The organism is Curtobacterium sp. PhB170 (genome assembly GCF_003752345.1).
In the GTDB taxonomy this organism is placed as follows: Bacteria; Actinomycetota; Actinomycetes; order Actinomycetales; family Microbacteriaceae; genus Curtobacterium.
Genome location: NZ_RJUM01000009.1, coordinates 688,408 through 703,827, shown reverse-complemented (window position 1 = coordinate 703,827; position 15,420 = coordinate 688,408). Strand labels below are relative to the sequence as shown.

12 protein-coding genes are annotated in these 15,420 nt (G+C 68.2%); 4 read left to right on the top strand and 8 right to left on the bottom strand.

Annotated elements, in window-relative coordinates; all coding sequences use genetic code 11:
* Window positions 1-56 precede the first annotated feature (56 nt).
* Entirely contained in the window at window positions 57-2,252 is a 2,196-nt protein-coding gene (locus tag EDF40_RS07480) for an acyltransferase family protein (RefSeq protein WP_148053763.1), read from the bottom strand.
* Window positions 2,253-2,439: 187 nt separating this feature from the next.
* Here EDF40_RS07480 and EDF40_RS07475 point away from each other — a divergent pair, with 187 nt between their 5' ends.
* The 3 genes from EDF40_RS07475 to EDF40_RS07465 are packed head-to-tail and all read left to right on the top strand — an operon-like array spanning window position 2,440 to window position 5,980.
* Window positions 2,440-3,429, top strand: a complete 990-nt coding sequence (locus EDF40_RS07475; RefSeq protein ID WP_235036018.1) for a sugar ABC transporter permease — start codon at window positions 2,440-2,442, stop codon at window positions 3,427-3,429.
* Window positions 3,426-4,352 (top strand): carbohydrate ABC transporter permease, encoded by a 927-nt coding sequence (locus tag EDF40_RS07470; protein WP_123338546.1) that lies wholly within the window; start codon window positions 3,426-3,428, stop codon window positions 4,350-4,352. The genes EDF40_RS07475 and EDF40_RS07470 overlap by 4 nt, the downstream gene beginning before the upstream one ends.
* A gap of 5 nt (window positions 4,353-4,357) precedes the next feature.
* Window positions 4,358-5,980 (top strand): hypothetical protein, encoded by a 1,623-nt coding sequence (locus tag EDF40_RS07465; RefSeq protein ID WP_123338547.1) that lies wholly within the window; start codon window positions 4,358-4,360, stop codon window positions 5,978-5,980.
* Window positions 5,981-6,172: 192 nt separating this feature from the next.
* Here EDF40_RS07465 and EDF40_RS07460 read toward each other — a convergent pair whose 3' ends face one another.
* The 4 genes from EDF40_RS07460 to EDF40_RS07445 form a co-directional block, all read right to left on the bottom strand.
* The gene (locus tag EDF40_RS07460) at window positions 6,173-7,135 is read right to left on the bottom strand and encodes a PASTA domain-containing protein (RefSeq protein ID WP_148053764.1); all 963 of its coding nucleotides are present in this window, start codon (window positions 7,133-7,135) and stop codon (window positions 6,173-6,175) included.
* Window positions 7,136-7,263: 128 nt separating this feature from the next.
* Window positions 7,264-7,644: a VOC family protein gene (locus EDF40_RS07455; RefSeq protein ID WP_123338549.1), complete on the bottom strand. Its 381-nt coding sequence runs from the start codon at window positions 7,642-7,644 to the stop codon at window positions 7,264-7,266.
* Window positions 7,641-8,141: a GNAT family N-acetyltransferase gene (locus tag EDF40_RS07450; protein ID WP_260212499.1), complete on the bottom strand. Its 501-nt coding sequence runs from the start codon at window positions 8,139-8,141 to the stop codon at window positions 7,641-7,643. The genes EDF40_RS07455 and EDF40_RS07450 overlap by 4 nt, the downstream gene beginning before the upstream one ends.
* On the bottom strand, window positions 8,138-8,791 hold the full coding sequence (locus tag EDF40_RS07445) for a CatA-like O-acetyltransferase (RefSeq protein ID WP_123338550.1): 654 nt from the start codon (window positions 8,789-8,791) through the stop codon (window positions 8,138-8,140). The genes EDF40_RS07450 and EDF40_RS07445 overlap by 4 nt, the downstream gene beginning before the upstream one ends.
* A 42-nt stretch (window positions 8,792-8,833) precedes the next feature.
* Here EDF40_RS07445 and EDF40_RS07440 point away from each other — a divergent pair, with 42 nt between their 5' ends.
* On the top strand, window positions 8,834-9,388 hold the full coding sequence (locus EDF40_RS07440) for a YbaK/EbsC family protein (protein ID WP_123338551.1): 555 nt from the start codon (window positions 8,834-8,836) through the stop codon (window positions 9,386-9,388).
* Here the strand turns inward: EDF40_RS07440 and EDF40_RS07435 are convergent, their stop codons facing one another.
* The 3 genes from EDF40_RS07435 to hrpA are packed head-to-tail and all read right to left on the bottom strand — an operon-like array spanning window position 9,389 to window position 15,416.
* The gene (locus tag EDF40_RS07435; RefSeq protein ID WP_123292292.1) at window positions 9,389-9,757 is read right to left on the bottom strand and encodes a VOC family protein; all 369 of its coding nucleotides are present in this window, start codon (window positions 9,755-9,757) and stop codon (window positions 9,389-9,391) included. It abuts the gene before it with no gap.
* A 19-nt stretch (window positions 9,758-9,776) separates the two neighbouring features.
* Window positions 9,777-11,519: an ATP-dependent endonuclease gene (locus EDF40_RS07430; RefSeq protein ID WP_123338552.1), complete on the bottom strand. Its 1,743-nt coding sequence runs from the start codon at window positions 11,517-11,519 to the stop codon at window positions 9,777-9,779.
* A 39-nt stretch (window positions 11,520-11,558) separates the two neighbouring features.
* The gene (hrpA, locus tag EDF40_RS07425) at window positions 11,559-15,416 is read right to left on the bottom strand and encodes an ATP-dependent RNA helicase HrpA (RefSeq protein WP_123339016.1); all 3,858 of its coding nucleotides are present in this window, start codon (window positions 15,414-15,416) and stop codon (window positions 11,559-11,561) included.
* Window positions 15,417-15,420: the final 4 nt, after the last annotated feature.

Sequence of the window (15,420 nt, the reverse complement as noted above, 5' to 3'; positions counted from 1 at the left end):
GGGCCCCGGGCGTCAGCCGGTACGGGCCCGAACGTCAGCTGGCGCGGACCCGGACGTCAGCTGGCGCGGGCCCGTGCGACGGCCGCCACGACCTCGGGCTGCAGGAACGGCGCCATGGACCGCGCGTAGGTCTGCGTGACGTGCTGCACCTGGCGGTAGACGACGACGCCGCCGATCACCGCCGGGCAGGTGCCGTCCGCGCAGAACATCGCGCTCGAGTCGATGAGGGTCACACCGGGCGTCGACCTCGCGGCCTGGGCGATCGGGTCGTCGAGCAGCCCGTCGGCCTCGGCGAAGTCGCACGCGGCACCGTCGCCGTGCTGCTCGACGCAGCTCGGCACGTCGGACACCCCGCCGATGCCGGGGTCGGGGTTGTCCCGCAGCGCGACGACGCTCGAGCCGGCCTGCTGCAGCCGCTTCCACGTCGTGGCGTAGGCCGCGGCGGCGTCGTCGCGGACCTCGGGCGTCAGGGCGGCGGCATCGCTGACGATGCCGTGCGGCCACGGCGTGCGGGACATCGCGGCGACGAACACGACGTCGTACCGCTCCCGCTGCAGCCGCTCGAGCGTGTCGGCCTTCCACGTGTTGCACGACGGGGTCACGAGCGCGCGGGTCATGGGGCAGCCGGAGTGCAGGTAGGTGGTCAGGCTCCAGTGCTCGGCCTGGGCGATGAGCGCCAGGGACGGCACGTAGTTGGCGGCGTGCGAGTCGCCGACGATCGCGAGCCGGACCGTGCCGTCGGGGTCGCCGACCTCGCAGCCCTTGACGGTGGTGTCCTCGCCGGCGATCTGGCACCCGACGCCCGTCGTGTCGGCGAAGGCGTCGTTCGCGGCCTGCACGGGGCTCGGGCTGATGTCGGCCGCTGCCACCTGCGGGCAGTCGGCACCGGGCTGCATCGCGGCGGCTCCGTGGCAGGCCGGGCTCGAGAGGGTGCCGTCCGACGCCGTGGTGACCCCGGTGGAGGTGCCGGCCGACTGCTCCCGTGCGACCGATCCGTACATGCCGGCAGCCGGCACCGCGACCACGAGCATCCCGGCGATCGCGAGCACCAGGACGCCGCGGTGTCGAGGGCGCGGGGCGCGCATCCGCTGAGCGGAGAACGCGATGACGGGCAGTTCGATGAGCCGGCGTGAGAGGTGGGCGAACGCCAGAGCGAGGACGAGGACGAGGACCTTCGCCCAGAGCGGTGTCGCCGTCCCTGCTCCGAGTCCGATGACGAACGGCATCACGATCAGCAGGGGCCAGTGCCAGAGGTAGAGCGAGTACGACACGTCGCCGAGCCACTGCACGGGGCGCAGTCGGTACAGGAACCCCGGTCCCCACGGCGCCTCGGGCATCCCGCCGGAGATGACGAGTGCGACCCCGGTGATCGGCAGCAGGGCGGTCCAGCCCGGGAACGGCGTCGATTCGTCGAACGTGAGCGTGGTGACGGCGATGAGCGCGATCCCCGACCAGCTCATCGTCGCCGCGAGTGCGTCGGGGATCCGGACGCGCTGCAACCCGAGCCAGAGCAGACCACCGGCCGCGAACTCCCACGCCCGCGTCGTCGTCAGGAAGTAGGCGGCGGCGGACCGGTCGGTCTCCCAGATCGAGTAGGCCAGTGACAGCACGAACACGGCACCGAGCGCGATGGCGATCGCGGGTGCCAGGGACACACCGTTCCGGCGGCGGCGTCGGTACCGCAGTGCGGCGCAGGACCACAGGACGAGCGGCCAGACCGCGTAGAACTGCTCCTCGGTGGACAGCGACCAGAAGTGCTGGACGATGCTCGAGTCGGATGCCAGCGCCGAGTAGTCGACCGAGTTGCCGGCCAGGGCCCAGTTCTCGACGTACAGCGCGCTGGCGATGATCTGCTCGGCGAAGTCCATCCAGAGCGTGCGCGGGACGAAGACCGCCGTCAGGATCACCGACACCAGGAGCGTCGCCATCGAGGCGGGCAGCAGCCGCCACGCTCGACGTGCGTAGAACGCGCGGAAGCTGAACCGGCCGGCGGCGAGCGGTTTCACGATGTGCGCCGTGATGAGGAACCCGGAGATGACGAAGAAGACGTCGACACCGATGTAGCCGCCGGGCAGGACGCCGGGGAACAGGTGGTAGAGCACCACCGCGGCGATGGCGATGGCGCGGACGGCCTGCACCTCGAGCCGCAGGTTCTTCGTCGACGCCGCGGTGCCCGGGTGACGTCTGGTCCGACCGGAGCGATGGCGGGCGACCGGCGAGTGACGCGCGGTGCGCGGCGGCGCGAGGGTCACGAGCCCATCCCCTGTTCTGCATGCTGCGCGGTCCGGGCCGCGCGCAGCGAACCTACCGTGTCGAGCCCCGCTCACACGAATCTCGGAATCGTCGGGGGCCGCCGGTGGAAAGTTCTGGCAACGGATTGCCACGTTGTAACTCCGCACGCCAGGGTCGCTGCAGGAATCCAACGGAGGAGGCCACCGAGTGACGAAGCTCGACGTCCGCGCGACGACCACCGCGCACACCGCACCACCACCCGACCCCGGGCTCCGCCGACGGAGCACGTGGCAACGGATCCGCCGCGACCGGGTGCTGCTGCTGATGGGCCTGCCGGGAGTCGCCCTGCTGCTCGGGTTCCACTACCTGCCGCTGCTCGGCAACCTCATCGCGTTCCAGGAGTACCTGCCGTTCGTCCCGCTCGGCCGCAGCCCCTGGGTCGGGTTCGAGAACTTCTCGGTGGTGTTCGACGGCAACGGCGAGTTCCTCGGCGCGCTCCGGAACACCCTCGTGATCACCCTCGTGCAGGTCGTGTTCGTGTTCCCCGCACCGATCATCCTGGCGCTCATGCTCAACTCGCTGCTGTCCGAGCGGATCAAGGGCGTCGTGCAGTCGATCCTGTACCTGCCGCACTTCCTGTCGTGGGTGATCGTCGTCGCGGTGTTCCAGCAGATCCTCGGCGGCTCCGGGCTCGTGAACAACGCGATCCGTGCCGCCGGCGGTGACGCGATCGACTTCCTCGGCAACCCCGACGGGTTCATCGCGCTGCTCACCAGCCAGGTGATCTGGAAGGACACCGGCTGGGCGACGATCCTGTTCCTCGCCGTCCTCAGCTCGATCGACGCCAGCCTGTACGAGGCGGCGAAGATGGACGGTGCCTCGCGCTGGCGCCAGCTGTGGCACGTCACCCTGCCCGGCATGCGCGGCATCATCATCCTGCTGCTCATCCTGCGGCTCGGCGACTCGCTCACCGTCGGCTTCGAGCAGATCATCCTGCAGCAGCAGGCCGTCGGTCGTGCCGCCAGCGAGGTCCTCGACACCTACGTCTACAACAACGGCGTGCTCGGTGGGCAGTGGGGTGTCGCCGCGGCCGTCGGACTCGTCAAGGGCGTCGTGGGCGTGCTGCTCGTGCTCGGCGCCAACAAGCTCGCGCACGTCTTCGGCGAAGCGGGCGTCTACCAGAAGGAGTCGCGATGACCGCCACGCACACCGTGACCGTCCCACGGGCGAAGAAGCGCAGACGCGGTGGCCCGGACGCGGCGCCGCTGCCCGGACGGCTGCTCACCGGAGCGGTCCTGCTCGTGATCTGCCTCGTGGTGATCCTGCCGTTCGTCGGCATCGTGTCGACGAGCCTCGCACCCACCAGCCAGGTGAACGACGCCGGCGGGTTCGTGATGTGGCCGAAGGGCTTCGACCTCAGCGCCTACGAGAGCATCTTCGCCGGCGGTGTCGTCACCCGAGCCCTGGTCGTGAGCATCGGCATCACAACCGTCGGGACGCTCATCAGCCTGTTCGTGAGCGCGATGCTCGCCTACGCCCTCAGCCGTCCGGGCTCCTACGGGTCGGGCGCCGTGCTCGGCCTCGTGCTCGTCAGCCTGCTGTTCGCGCCCGGCCTCATCCCGAACTACCTCGTCGTGAAGCAGTTCGGGCTGCTCGACTCGTACTGGGCGCTCATCCTGCCCACCGCCCTGAGCGCCTTCAACGTCATCGTGATGCGGTCGTTCTTCATGGCGATCCCGCAGGAGCTCCTCGAGTCGGCACGCATCGACGGCGCCGGGGACTTCGCGGTGTTCTGGCGGATCGTGCTGCCGCTGTCGAAGGCCGTCCTCGCCGTCATCGGCCTGTTCTACGCCGTCGGGTACTGGAACGCGTTCTTCAACGCGCTGCTCTACATCAACGACACCGCGAAGTGGCCCCTGCAGCTGGTGCTCCGCACCTACGTGATCAACAACGCGCAGCTCGGCGGCGCCGACCTCGGGGCATCGGCCGATGCCCTCCCACCGCAGGCCTCGATCCAGATGGCGATCCTCGTCGTCTCGATCGTGCCGATCCTCATCGTCTACCCGTTCCTGCAGCGGCACTTCGCCAAGGGTGTCCTGACCGGTGCGGTGAAGGGCTGACCAGCGTGACGAACAACGGAATCACCCGCCGCGCGCTCATCGCGGGCGGTCTCGGGGTCGCAGCCACGGGCCTCCTGGCCAGCTGCTCCACCGTGACCCGCTCGACCGACGTCACGGCGATCAACCAGGCGGTCACGCTGCCGGACTACGTGCCGTGGGCCGGCGGGCCGGAGCCGGCGTTCCCGAAGACGAGCGCCCTCATGCCGAGTGCCTTCCGGAAGATCCCGGCGACGCTCGTCCCCACCGACGGCAAGCCCGGCGACGGCTCGACCGTGCACGGCAGCGTGCCGACGAACTCGCCCGTGCCGCCCTCGAAGGGCAGCAACCCGTACTGGCAGGGGCTCGACCAGCGGATGGGGATCGACCTCGACCTCACCATCACGCCGAACGCCGACTTCGGCAACAAGTTCGCCACGCAGGTCGCGGGCGACACCCTCGGCGACGTGTTCACGGTGTTCGGGTCGTTCCCGTACCTGCCGCAGTTCCTCGAAGCGAAGGCCGCAGACCTCAGTCCGCACCTCTCCGGCAGTGGGGTCCGCGACTACCCGTACCTCGCCAACCTGCCGACCGCGTCGTGGCGCGGCACCGTCTTCTCCGGCGGCATCTACGGCGTCCCCGTCCCGCGCGGACCGTTGACGTCGCAGGCCCTGTACCGCCGGCAGGACCGGTTCGAAGCCCTCGGCGTCGACCCCGCGTTCTCGAGCGTGGACGAGTTCGTGCAGGTCTGTCGCGACGTCTCGGACCCGCACAGCAACCGGTGGGCCCTGGCCTCGGTGCCGACGAACATCCTCGGTCCGATGCTCGGGCTGCCGAACCAGTGGCAGGTCGAGGGTGGCCGGTTCACCCACATGTACGAGCTGGACGAGTACCAGGACCTGCTCGAGGTGTCGCGGAGGCTCCTCGCCGAGGACCTCGTCCACCCGGACAGCATCACCGCTTACAACGGCAAGGTCTGGTTCGTGCAGGGCTCCGCCCTCATGCTCTCCGACACGTACAGCGCCATCCCCGGACTGCTGCAGCAGGCCACTCCGGGCAGCGGTTTCGAACTGACCATCGCCCCCTTCGTCGGACCGTCCGGAGCGGAGCCGAAGCCGTGGCTCGGCGACCCGAACAACGCGATCGCGGCCGTCGCCGCCGGTGGTGAGGACCGCGTGAAGATGCTCCTCGAGGTCCTGAACTGGTGCGCGTCGCCCTTCGGCACCGAGGCGTGGATGTACCGCAAGTTCGGCATCGAGGGCCGCGACTTCGAGTACCGCGACGGATCCCCTGTCCTCACGAAGACGGGCAACAGCGAGACCGCGCTCGGCGAGTTCCCGTTGCAGTACTTCACCGAGTGCCCGTTGCCGCTGTACTACTCGGGCAACCCGACGATGACGGACACCGTGTACGAGTCGCTGTCGTCGTGGGTCGACCGCGGGCTGCCGAACCCCGCCTACGGCCTGTACTCGCCGACGAACTCGACGACCGGGCCTGCCCTCGGCACCTTCGCGACGAACGCGATCAACGACGTGCTGCTCGGGCGGGCGAAGGTGTCGTCGTGGAAGGGGACCGTGCGGGAGTGGCGTCGCCGGGGCGGTGACGCGATCCGCCGCGAGAACCAGCAGGCGTTGGCGGCGCGGTCGTCCTGACGCGCTGCGTCGTCGTCTGCCGCGCGAGACGCCGTCGTCGTGCCGAGACGCCTCCACATCACCGAGGCGCCGCGCCGTTTCGCGGCGTCTCGCGTACACGACGGCGTCGTGCGCGGCCCTGGACTCGCGGCGAGCGGACGGGAGGGCCGTGGCGGGGTCCGCCACGGGCCTCCCGTCCGTCGTCCGAAACGTTCAGTTCGTCTTCACGAACACGCTGCCGTCACCGAACGACACGATGCCGCCGTGGAAGGTGTTCGGGACTTCGAACGCGATCTTGCCAGTCGCACTCTGCCCTTCGCCGAGTGTGACGCTTGGCATGCTCTCCACATCGCTGAGGTACTCCGACTCGTACACGGAACCGTCCGTGCCGGCCAGTGCGACGTCGTAGGCAGCTGAGCTCGCGTCGACGCCCGAGGTCGTCGCCGTGACGTGGACAGTCAGCAGCACGTACTTCATGTTGGCAGCTGGCTGTTCGTATTCGTTCGACGAAGTGAAGTTGTCGTTGTACCCGTCGATCCACTGGGTGTAGTCGGATTCCGTTCCGTCGAGTCGGTTCGTGTTGGTCATGTCGAATTTGGACCCGGCGGGAGCAGGTTCGGTCGCGCTCGAGCCGTCGGCGACCGCTGCAGTCAGTTCGACTGTCGAACCCTTGTCGACCGCGGAACCGGCGGCCGGCGACTGGCTGGCGACGGTGTCTGCGGCATCAGCGCCGCTGTCATCCGTGGCGAAGCCAGCGTCCTTGAGCGCCCCGCTCGCTTCTTCGATCGACATCCCGACCACATCGGGGACCTCGACTGACACCTGGTCCGTCCCGTCATCGACGGCATCCGCGGCCTGCACGGGCACCGTATCGGTGGCTGAGGTAGCAATGCCGTAAAGCGTGCCGAACGTCAGGGCGACGACGATGCCGACTCCGCCGAGCACGGTTCCCGCTAGCCCCTTCCCGATGCGTCGACGAAGGGCGATGATGCCGAACACCAGTGCGAGGACAGCCAGGATGAAACCCAGGTACAAGATCACCGGGACGAACGAGAACACGACTGCGATGATCCCGAGGATCAGCGCAGCAGTACCGAATCCACCACCTCGAGGCGTCGGGGGCTGCTGCATCGGGTAGTAAGGCGGTGGCGTACCCGGGGCGTACGGACCTGTCATGGCGGACTCCTGAGCTGAGAAACGATCAGGAGAACGATACTCGTCAGTATGGTCGCGGTACAGCGGCCAACCTGCCCCAGATCGGGTGGGTCTTGCCGAGACTTCTCGGCCCAGCCGTCACAGCTCCGTCAGCGCGGCCCGGCCACCCCGACCAGGTTGCCCGCAGGATCGCGAAAGTGCGCGACGGTGACCCCGCCGCCCTCGTTCCGGGTCGGTGGCAGTGCCACCGACCCGCCCAGGCGCTCCGCGTGCTGCAGCGCGGCGGCGACGTCGTCGACCCCGACGTAGAAGACCGCGTGGGCGGCGAAGCCCGGACCGCCGCCGATGCCGCCCGCAACCGGACCCGCGCCGTCGACGGGTTCGAGGAACGAGTACGACGTCTGATCGGAGACGGCCGCAGCGACCGGCGCTCCGGGTGGTGCATCCCACCCGAACAGTGCGGCGTAGAAGGCGCGCAACCGATCCGGGTCGGGGCCGATGAGTTCGACGTGCACCACGGCGTTCGTCATGGGGCCGTTGTACTCCCGGCGCGGACCATGTGGACCTCGCGGACGCCGTCGTCGACCTGCTCGCTGCCGTCCGGCGCGAAGCCGTGCTTGCGGTAGAACGCCTGCGCACGCGGATTCGGGTCGGCAACCCAGAGCGTGGCCCGCTCGTCCAGGCCGACCACCGCGTCGAGGAGCCCGCTGCCGGCGCCGGATCCGTGGTGACAGTCGAGCAGGTAGAGGACGAAGAGGTGCACCTCTCCGGCACCCGCCCCGGCGGTCGCCGGACCCGCCATGGCGATGCCGACGACCGTTCCCTCGTGTTCGGCCACGGCGACCCGGTTCGCTGCGAACCGGGCGTCGGTGAGTGCCGCCGTCCAGAACGCTTCGCGACGGACGACGAAGGACGGGTCGTCGAGGACCTCGTCCCGCATCAGGCCGCGGTACGTCGTCCGCCACGATGCGACGTGGACGCGGGCCATCGCGGCCGCATCGGTCGGCAGCGCGGGTCGGACCGTCACGCCAGCCACGACGGATCGGCGAACAGGTCCTCGAGTTCCTGGACCAACCGCGAGGTGTGGAAACCGTCGGCCGCCGCGTGGTTGATCTGCAGCGCCATCGGCATCACCGTGCGGTCGCCCTCCGTCCGGTACCTGCCGAGCGTGACGATCGGCAACAGGTGGTCGTACCCGTCGCGGACGTGCAGCGCGAACCCCGTGAACGACGTGCGGGGGAAGGTGGAGACGTCGAACACGTTCCGGGGCCTGTCGTCCTGCGGGAACATCCGGACGTCGTCCCGGTACCGATCCATCGTCTCGACCGCGGCCGCGTGGAACCGCCCGGGGTCCTCGTCGTAGGGCACCACCAACGCCGAGAAGGTCTCCGTGTCCGGGTGGAACACCGTGAACATCGGGTGCACGACGTCCCAGACGCCGGGGGAGCCGTCGTCGAGCAGCTGCATCCGGAACTCGGCGTGGCGGTTGACCACCGTCGCGATCGCCCAGATCTGGGACGCGTAGGTCTTCGCCGCGCTCGTGCGGACCGCCGCGACGAAGGCCGTGACGTCGACGTCGACGGTCACCTCGTAGGAGCACTGCACACGCTGCCGGTAGTGCTCGAAGTGCTCGCGGCGGGGCCAGGTGTCCAGGTCGATCGGTCGGAGCTCCGTCATGCCGTCAGTCTCGCGCGACCGGGCGGTGCCTAGGGTGGAGCCATGCCGACGCTCGAACGGGTTCCTGCCCTGACCGCCCCGGAACTGCTGGCCGCACCGGTCGCCGCAGCGCTCGCCGCGTTGCCCGCCGATGTCGCCGTACGGATCGAGGCAGCTCCGATCGACCCTGACCTGGCCGACACCGCCGCGTTCTCGGAGGCTTACGGCTTCCCACTCGACGGCGGGGCGAACTGCATCGTCGTCGCGGGCAAGCGCGGCGAGGACGTCCGGTTCGCCGCGTGCGTCGTGCTCGCCCACACCCGCCTCGACGTGAACCGTGTCGTCCGGAAGCTGCTCGACGTGCGGAAGGCGAGCTTCGCGACGATGGACCAGGCCGTGGAGCTGACGGGCATGGAGTACGGCGGGATCACCCCGATCGGGCTCCCCTCCGACTGGCCGGTGTACGTCGATTCCCGCGTGCTCGATGCACCGGACGCGGTGATCGGGGCAGGCCGCCGCGGCGCGAAGGTGTTCCTGCCCGGCTCCGTCCTCGGAGCGCTGCCGGGTGTGCAGGTCGTCGAGGGCCTGGCGACCGAGGGGCTCGCGACCGAAGCCTGATCAGTCGTTCGGGCGGATGAGGCAGAACGGGTGCCCCGCCGGGTCGAGGTACACGCGGAACGTCGGGGTCGCCGAGCCCGTCGCGGTCGCACCGATCGCCAGGACCGCTGCCTCGCCGTCGTCGAGGTCCTCGACCTTCACGTCGAGGTGGCTCTGCTGCGGGACGAGCTGGCCGGGCCACTCCGGTGCGCGGTAGTCCTCGACCTGCTGGAACGCCAGGAGCGGACGCTGGTCGGTGAAGGGGAGCGCGACCTCGGCCCAGTCCTCGTCGAAGCCGACGATCTCGCCGCCGAGCAGCTCCGCGTAGAAGCGCGCCAGACCGCGAGGGTCTGCGCAGTCCAGGACGACCATGTCGAGTGTGCCGATCATGGCCGTCAGGCTAGACCGATCACGTCGATTTGTCCCCACCCTGCTCCGTTCTGACAGACATGTGATCATTGGCTGCGCCGATGAGCGCGATGAGACCATCCACCTCCGACTGAAGATGTTGTGGGAGTGGATCCAGCCACATCTTCGAAGCCGCGCGCGCAATCGCCACCTTGCTCGGTTCAACGCCAATACGAGAAGCCTTCAGCGGGTTCTCGTATCGTCCTGCCGATGTGGCCGGCGGATTACCCTTCTTTGGATGCGCTTTGCGGATGGCGGCGCTCAGTACGTGATGTGGCACGTAGTTCTCGATTGTGTATCCCCAAGTGACCCACCCGAAGCTTCGGCTCGGGTCTTCGCGAAGAGCGTCCAGTACTTGCTGTTTGCTTTCGTTCAGGTGGTCGCCGGGCGCATGTCGATCCGAATCGATAAGGACCGCTACGTACCTGTTCAGGCGACGAAGCGAAATGAAGTCTTCCACCTCGGGTTTGTCCAGAGGTGAGAGTGCGTTCAATAATCCCCCTCCGTAGAACATGATCGAGTAGTGAATGCCCTCGGCGAAATATTCCGGAGCAGTACGATCAATCCATGACTTCAAGTAAATGCGGTCGGACGGCCCCTCCACCCAGATGACTACATTCGCCTGGACGAGGTCGGATGGCCGGTAGCCGAGGTCCTCGCAGATGTTGGCGCGCCCGCTCGCTGAACCGACCGTGTCGACGGTCGAATTACCGGCCTCAACCGTCACATGAGAAATGGTACCGATGCCGACGTCGAGCATGTGGGCGGAGTGTGTTGCGATGAAGTAGGTATTCGTCGTCTCATTCGCGAGGTACTGCAAAAGCTTTCTCTGCAAGAGTGGATGAAGATGGACCTCGGGTTCTTCTATGCAAACGATCGATTCCTCGATCGTCGTCGCGGCTGCCGCTAAAATCACAACCTCGTGGATTCCCGTACCGAGGTGTTCGATGGGTAATGTGTGACCGTTCTGTGTGATGTGTATAGATTCCGCATTGTGCGGGATCTCAATTGTGAGGTCGTCGTCCTCGAGAACGGTTTGGACGAACCGCTCGATCGCGTGGAACCGGGCCTTGAGTCGGCGATCGGCAAATGCTGGGTGTTGCAGTTGGAGGAGACGACGAACGATGCCTGCTCCATTGAGCTCTTTTTCTGTATTGCTCTCGTTTGTGATAGCTCGTCCGCCGTCGATCATGAAGGACTCTGCCTTGCCGGTCATCCGATCGACCAGATCTGCGACGACGTTGCTCGCCGTTGCTCCGGCTTTGTCGCCGGTGAAGACGTCCAATTGGGCCGCGAGGATCGAGGTCAGATTGCCATCGCCAATTAGCCTGCCCAGTTCCTTCACGAGTGGGGTGGTTGCTGCGAGCCCCTGAGGCCCTCGGTTGTTCGGCAGCCATATAGAGTCTGCGGCATGGTCCGGTAGGAGAAGGGCGGACCGGATGTTCTCCGCGAAGCTTCTCAGGTGGGGTGCGAGAGAGCGGCGCTCGTCTCCGAGCTTCAGATTGTCGAAGCTCACGAGTAAGAGGTAGTCGTCTCGGTCGTCCTCCTCATCGCCGACCGCCCGGTTGGATGCACTGGATTTCGGTCCGTTGCCGAAGATGTTCATCACGACGCGGAGGGCATTCGACTTGCCGCTGTTGTTCTGACCAGCGATCAAGTTGACCTTGTCCATTGGTAGAATGGAAAAGCTCGGCCCGCGATAACTTCGGAAGTTTCGGAACGCGATTGCCTCGATGCCGTTCATCCGTTGATCATGGCACGCGGAAGTCGGCGCCGGAAGCGATCAGCGCGCCGCGGTCAGGGCCTTCGTGATCCGCTGCAACGACACCGTCTCGGCGGTACCGAGTTCCTGCGCGAACAGGCTGAGGCGGAACTCCTCGAGCATCCACCGCGCGTGCACGAGCTCGGGGTGTGAACCGACTGCCGGAGGGAAGGCTCCGCCGGCGTCGACGTAGCGGTCGGTGGCGACGGTGACCTCGCGCATCCACGTGGCATCGCGCCCGGGGTTCTGCAGCAGCTTCTGCACGCGTGCCTCGATGCCCTGCAGGTAGACGCGGATGCGCCGGAGCCGGTCGGTCCCGGCGACGGAGACGAACCCCGGGGAGACGAGACGCTCCATCTGCTGGCGCACGTCCGTCAGCGCACCGAGCAGGGACATCGAGTTCGCCTGCTTGAGTGCTCGTTCGGCGGACCGTTGGGCGAGGAGCACGGCAGCGAGCTCGGACACGGCCGTGAACATCGTGTCGACGACCGTCGCCGACACAGCGTCACGGACCGCTTCGAACGCGGCCTTCGTGAACACGAGCCCGTCCGGGTGAGCGCGACGGATCACCGCGTCGACGACGGCCGCGAGCACGTCGTCGAAGAGTGCGTTCGTGGAGGCGTACGGGCTCGCCGCGAGTGCGAGTTTCTCCTGCGCCGTCAGGTGCGACTGGATGTACGACACCGGCGACGGCACCGCGAGCATCACCAGGCGACGGACCCCGGCGGGCATGCGCACCTGCCGGTCGGACGGCGTCGCGAGCAACTGCACGCCGACGGTCGCCTTCGGACCGGAGCCCTCTTCCACCAGGGACGGGTACGCGCGGATGACGCCACCGGCCTGCTTGGTGTCGAGGGTCTGCGGCAGGTCCTGGGCCGGCCAGGTCGTCAGGCCGGACTGCTCCACCCCGGCACCGCCACCAGCGGCGGCGACGCGAGCCGCGCCTCCTGGCTGTCCGGCAGCCCGCACCGTGGCGGAGGCGACGCTCTGCTGCGTGCGGTCCTTGAGCTTCGTCTGCAGGAGCGACAGGTCCTTACCGGCCTCGACGCGCCGACCACGTTCGTCGACGACTGCCCAGGTCGGCAGCAGGTGCGATGGCACGCGGGCCAGGTCGAAGTCGGACTCCGACACCGGCACGTAGGTCATGCGCTGGATCGCCTTGGCCAGGGTCGCGCGGAACGACTCGGTCGGCTCGGTCGGGGCGTCGTCCGGCAGTTCGGCGACGATCTTCTCGGCCCAGTCGGCTGCGGGTACGACGTTCTTGCGGATCTGCTTCGGCAACGACTTGATGAGGGCGGTCACGAGTTCCTTGCGCAGGCCGCGGACCTGCCAGTCGAAGCCCTCTTCGCGCATGCGGGGGAGCAGCGCGAGCGGCACCTGCACGCTGACGCCGTCGTCCTGCGCGCCCGGCTCGAAGCGGTACTGGATCGCGAGTCGCTGGTCGCCGCTCCGCCACTGGGTCGGGTACTCGACGTCGTCCTCCGCCGCCTCGGCAGCGGATTCGTCCAGGAGGTCCGCCCGGCGCATCGTGAGCAGGTCCGGTTGGTCGCGGCGCGTCGTCCGCCACCACCCCTCGAAGTCACGGGTCGTCGCGATGTCGGCGGGGATGCGGGCGTCGTAGAACTCGTAGACGTTCTCGTCGTCGAGCAGGATGTCGCGCCGACGCGTGCGCTCCTCGAGCTGTTCGAGTTCCTTGCGGAGCTTCCGGTTGGCACGGTCGAACGCCTGCTGCGACTCCCACTCGCCCTCGACCAGGGCGTGGCGGATGAAGAGCTCGCGCGAGTGCTCCGGGTCGATCCGGGCGTACTGCACCCGGCGCCGCTGCACGATCGGGACGCCGAACAGGGTCACCCGCTCGTAGGCGACGACCGCGCCCTGCTTCTTCTCCCAGTGCGGTTCGCCGTAGGTGCGCTTCAGCAGGTCACCGGCGAGGGGCTCGACCCACGCGGGGTCGATCCGGCCGACGGTCCGTGCGAAGAGCCGACTGGTCTCGACGAGTTCGGCCGCCATCACCGCATCGGGCTGCTTCTTCGCGAGCACACTGCCCGGGAACACCACGAACCGGGTGTTCCGCGAGCCGAGGTAGTCACGCTTCTCGCGGTCGCGCAGCCCGATCTGGCTGAGCAGACCGGCGAGCAGGGACCGGTGCACCGCGTCGCCGTCGTCGGAGCGGGACTGCCCGACCCGGACGTCGACCTGCTTCGCGGCGCGGGAGAGCTGGCGGTAGAGGTCCTGCCACTCGCGGATGCGCAGGTAGTTGAGGAACTCGGCCTTGCAGAGCCGGCGGAACGCGCTCGACGACAGCTCGTCCTGCTTGTCCTCGATGTAGTTCCACAGCGCGAGCAGGGTGAGGAAGTCGCTCGTCGGGTCGGCGAAGCGGGCGTGCATCTGGTCGGCGTGGGCGCGCTTCTCGAGCGGGCGTTCGCGGGGGTCCTGGATGCTCAGGGCGCTGACGACGGCGACGACCTCGCGACCGACGCCCTGCCGCCCGGCCTCGAGCACCATCCGGCCGAGCCGCGGGTCGATCGGCAGCCGGGTGAGCTGTCGTCCGGACTTGGTGATCCGGCCGTCCTTGTCGACGGCGCGGAGTTCGCGCAGCAGGTCGAGGCCGTCCTTCACCCCACGGGAGTCCGGCGGCTGCAGGAACGGGAACGACTCGATGTCACCGAACCCGAGCGAGATCATCTGCAGGATCACCGCGGCGAGGTTCGTCCGCAGGATCTCGGGGTCGGTGAACTCGTCGCGGCGCTCGAAGTCGTCTTCGGAGTAGAGCCGGATCGCGATGCCGGCACTCGTGCGGCCCGCTCGACCCGAACGCTGGTTCGCGCTGGCCTGCGAGATCGCCTCGATCGGCAGCCGCTGCACCTTGGCGCGCGGGGAGTACCGCGAGATGCGGGCGGTCCCGGTGTCGATGACGTACTTGATGCCGGGCACCGTCAGCGAGGTCTCGGCGACGTTCGTGGCGAGCACGACGCGTCGGCGGATCCCCGGCGTGGTGCGTCGGTCGAACACGCGGTGCTGGTCAGCGGCGGAGAGCCGGCCGTACAGGGGCAGGACCTCGGTGCCCTGGTAGCGCTTGCCCTCGATCGCGTCCTGCGCGTCGCGGATCTCGTTCTCGCCGGACAGGAACACGAGCACGTCGCCGGGTTCTTCGCGCGCGAGTTCGTCGAGTGCGTCGGTGATCCCCTGCAGGGTGTCGCGGTCGTCGGCGCCGTTCGCCCCGCCACGGTCGGCCGTGCGCGAGTCGGTCTCGTCGTCCTCGTCGGTGTCGTCGGCGTCCTCGGACACGAGCGGGCGGTACCGGATCTCGACGGGGTAGGTCCGTCCGGAGACCTCGATGATCGGGGCGTCGCCGAAGTGCTTCGAGAATGACTCGGGGTCGATCGTCGCGCTCGTGATGATGAGCTTGAGGTCGGGTCGCCGGACCAGGAGCCGCTTGAGGTAGCCGAGCAGGAAGTCGATCGTGAGCGACCGCTCGTGCGCCTCGTCGATGATGATCGTGTCGTACCGCTTCAGGTCGCGGTCGAAGTGGATCTCGTTCAGCAGGATGCCGTCGGTCATCAGCTTGATTCGGGTGTTCGACGACACCTTGTCGGTGAACCGGACCTGGTAGCCGACGAGGTCGCCGAGGTCGCTGCCGAGTTCTTCGGACACGCGCTCGGCGATGGTGCGAGCGGCGATCCGACGGGGCTGGGTGTGTCCGATGTGCTCACGCCCCAGCTCGAGGCAGATCTTCGGCAGCTGGGTGGTCTTGCCCGAGCCGGTGGCCCCCGCGACGATGACGACCTGGTTGTCCCGGATGGCAGCCGCGATGTCGTCCCGCCGCTGCGAGACCGGCAGTTCGGGCGGGTACGTGATGACTGGCGGCGTGGGAGACATGAGC

Bases quoted from the DNA above. Each gene is read 5' to 3' on its own strand.
- EDF40_RS07470 (WP_123338546.1), top strand. From the start codon at position 3,426: ATGACCGCCACGCACACCGTGACCGTCCCACGGGCGAAGAAGCGCAGA.
- EDF40_RS07460 (WP_148053764.1), bottom strand. From the start codon at position 7,135: ATGACAGGTCCGTACGCCCCGGGTACGCCACCGCCTTACTACCCGATG.
- EDF40_RS07455 (WP_123338549.1), bottom strand. From the start codon at position 7,644: ATGACGAACGCCGTGGTGCACGTCGAACTCATCGGCCCCGACCCGGAT.
- EDF40_RS07445 (WP_123338550.1), bottom strand. From the start codon at position 8,791: ATGACGGAGCTCCGACCGATCGACCTGGACACCTGGCCCCGCCGCGAG.
- EDF40_RS07440 (WP_123338551.1), top strand. From the start codon at position 8,834: ATGCCGACGCTCGAACGGGTTCCTGCCCTGACCGCCCCGGAACTGCTG.
- EDF40_RS07435 (WP_123292292.1), bottom strand. From the start codon at position 9,757: ATGATCGGCACACTCGACATGGTCGTCCTGGACTGCGCAGACCCTCGC.
- EDF40_RS07430 (WP_123338552.1), bottom strand. From the start codon at position 11,519: ATGAACGGCATCGAGGCAATCGCGTTCCGAAACTTCCGAAGTTATCGC.
- hrpA (WP_123339016.1), bottom strand. From the start codon at position 15,416: ATGTCTCCCACGCCGCCAGTCATCACGTACCCGCCCGAACTGCCGGTC.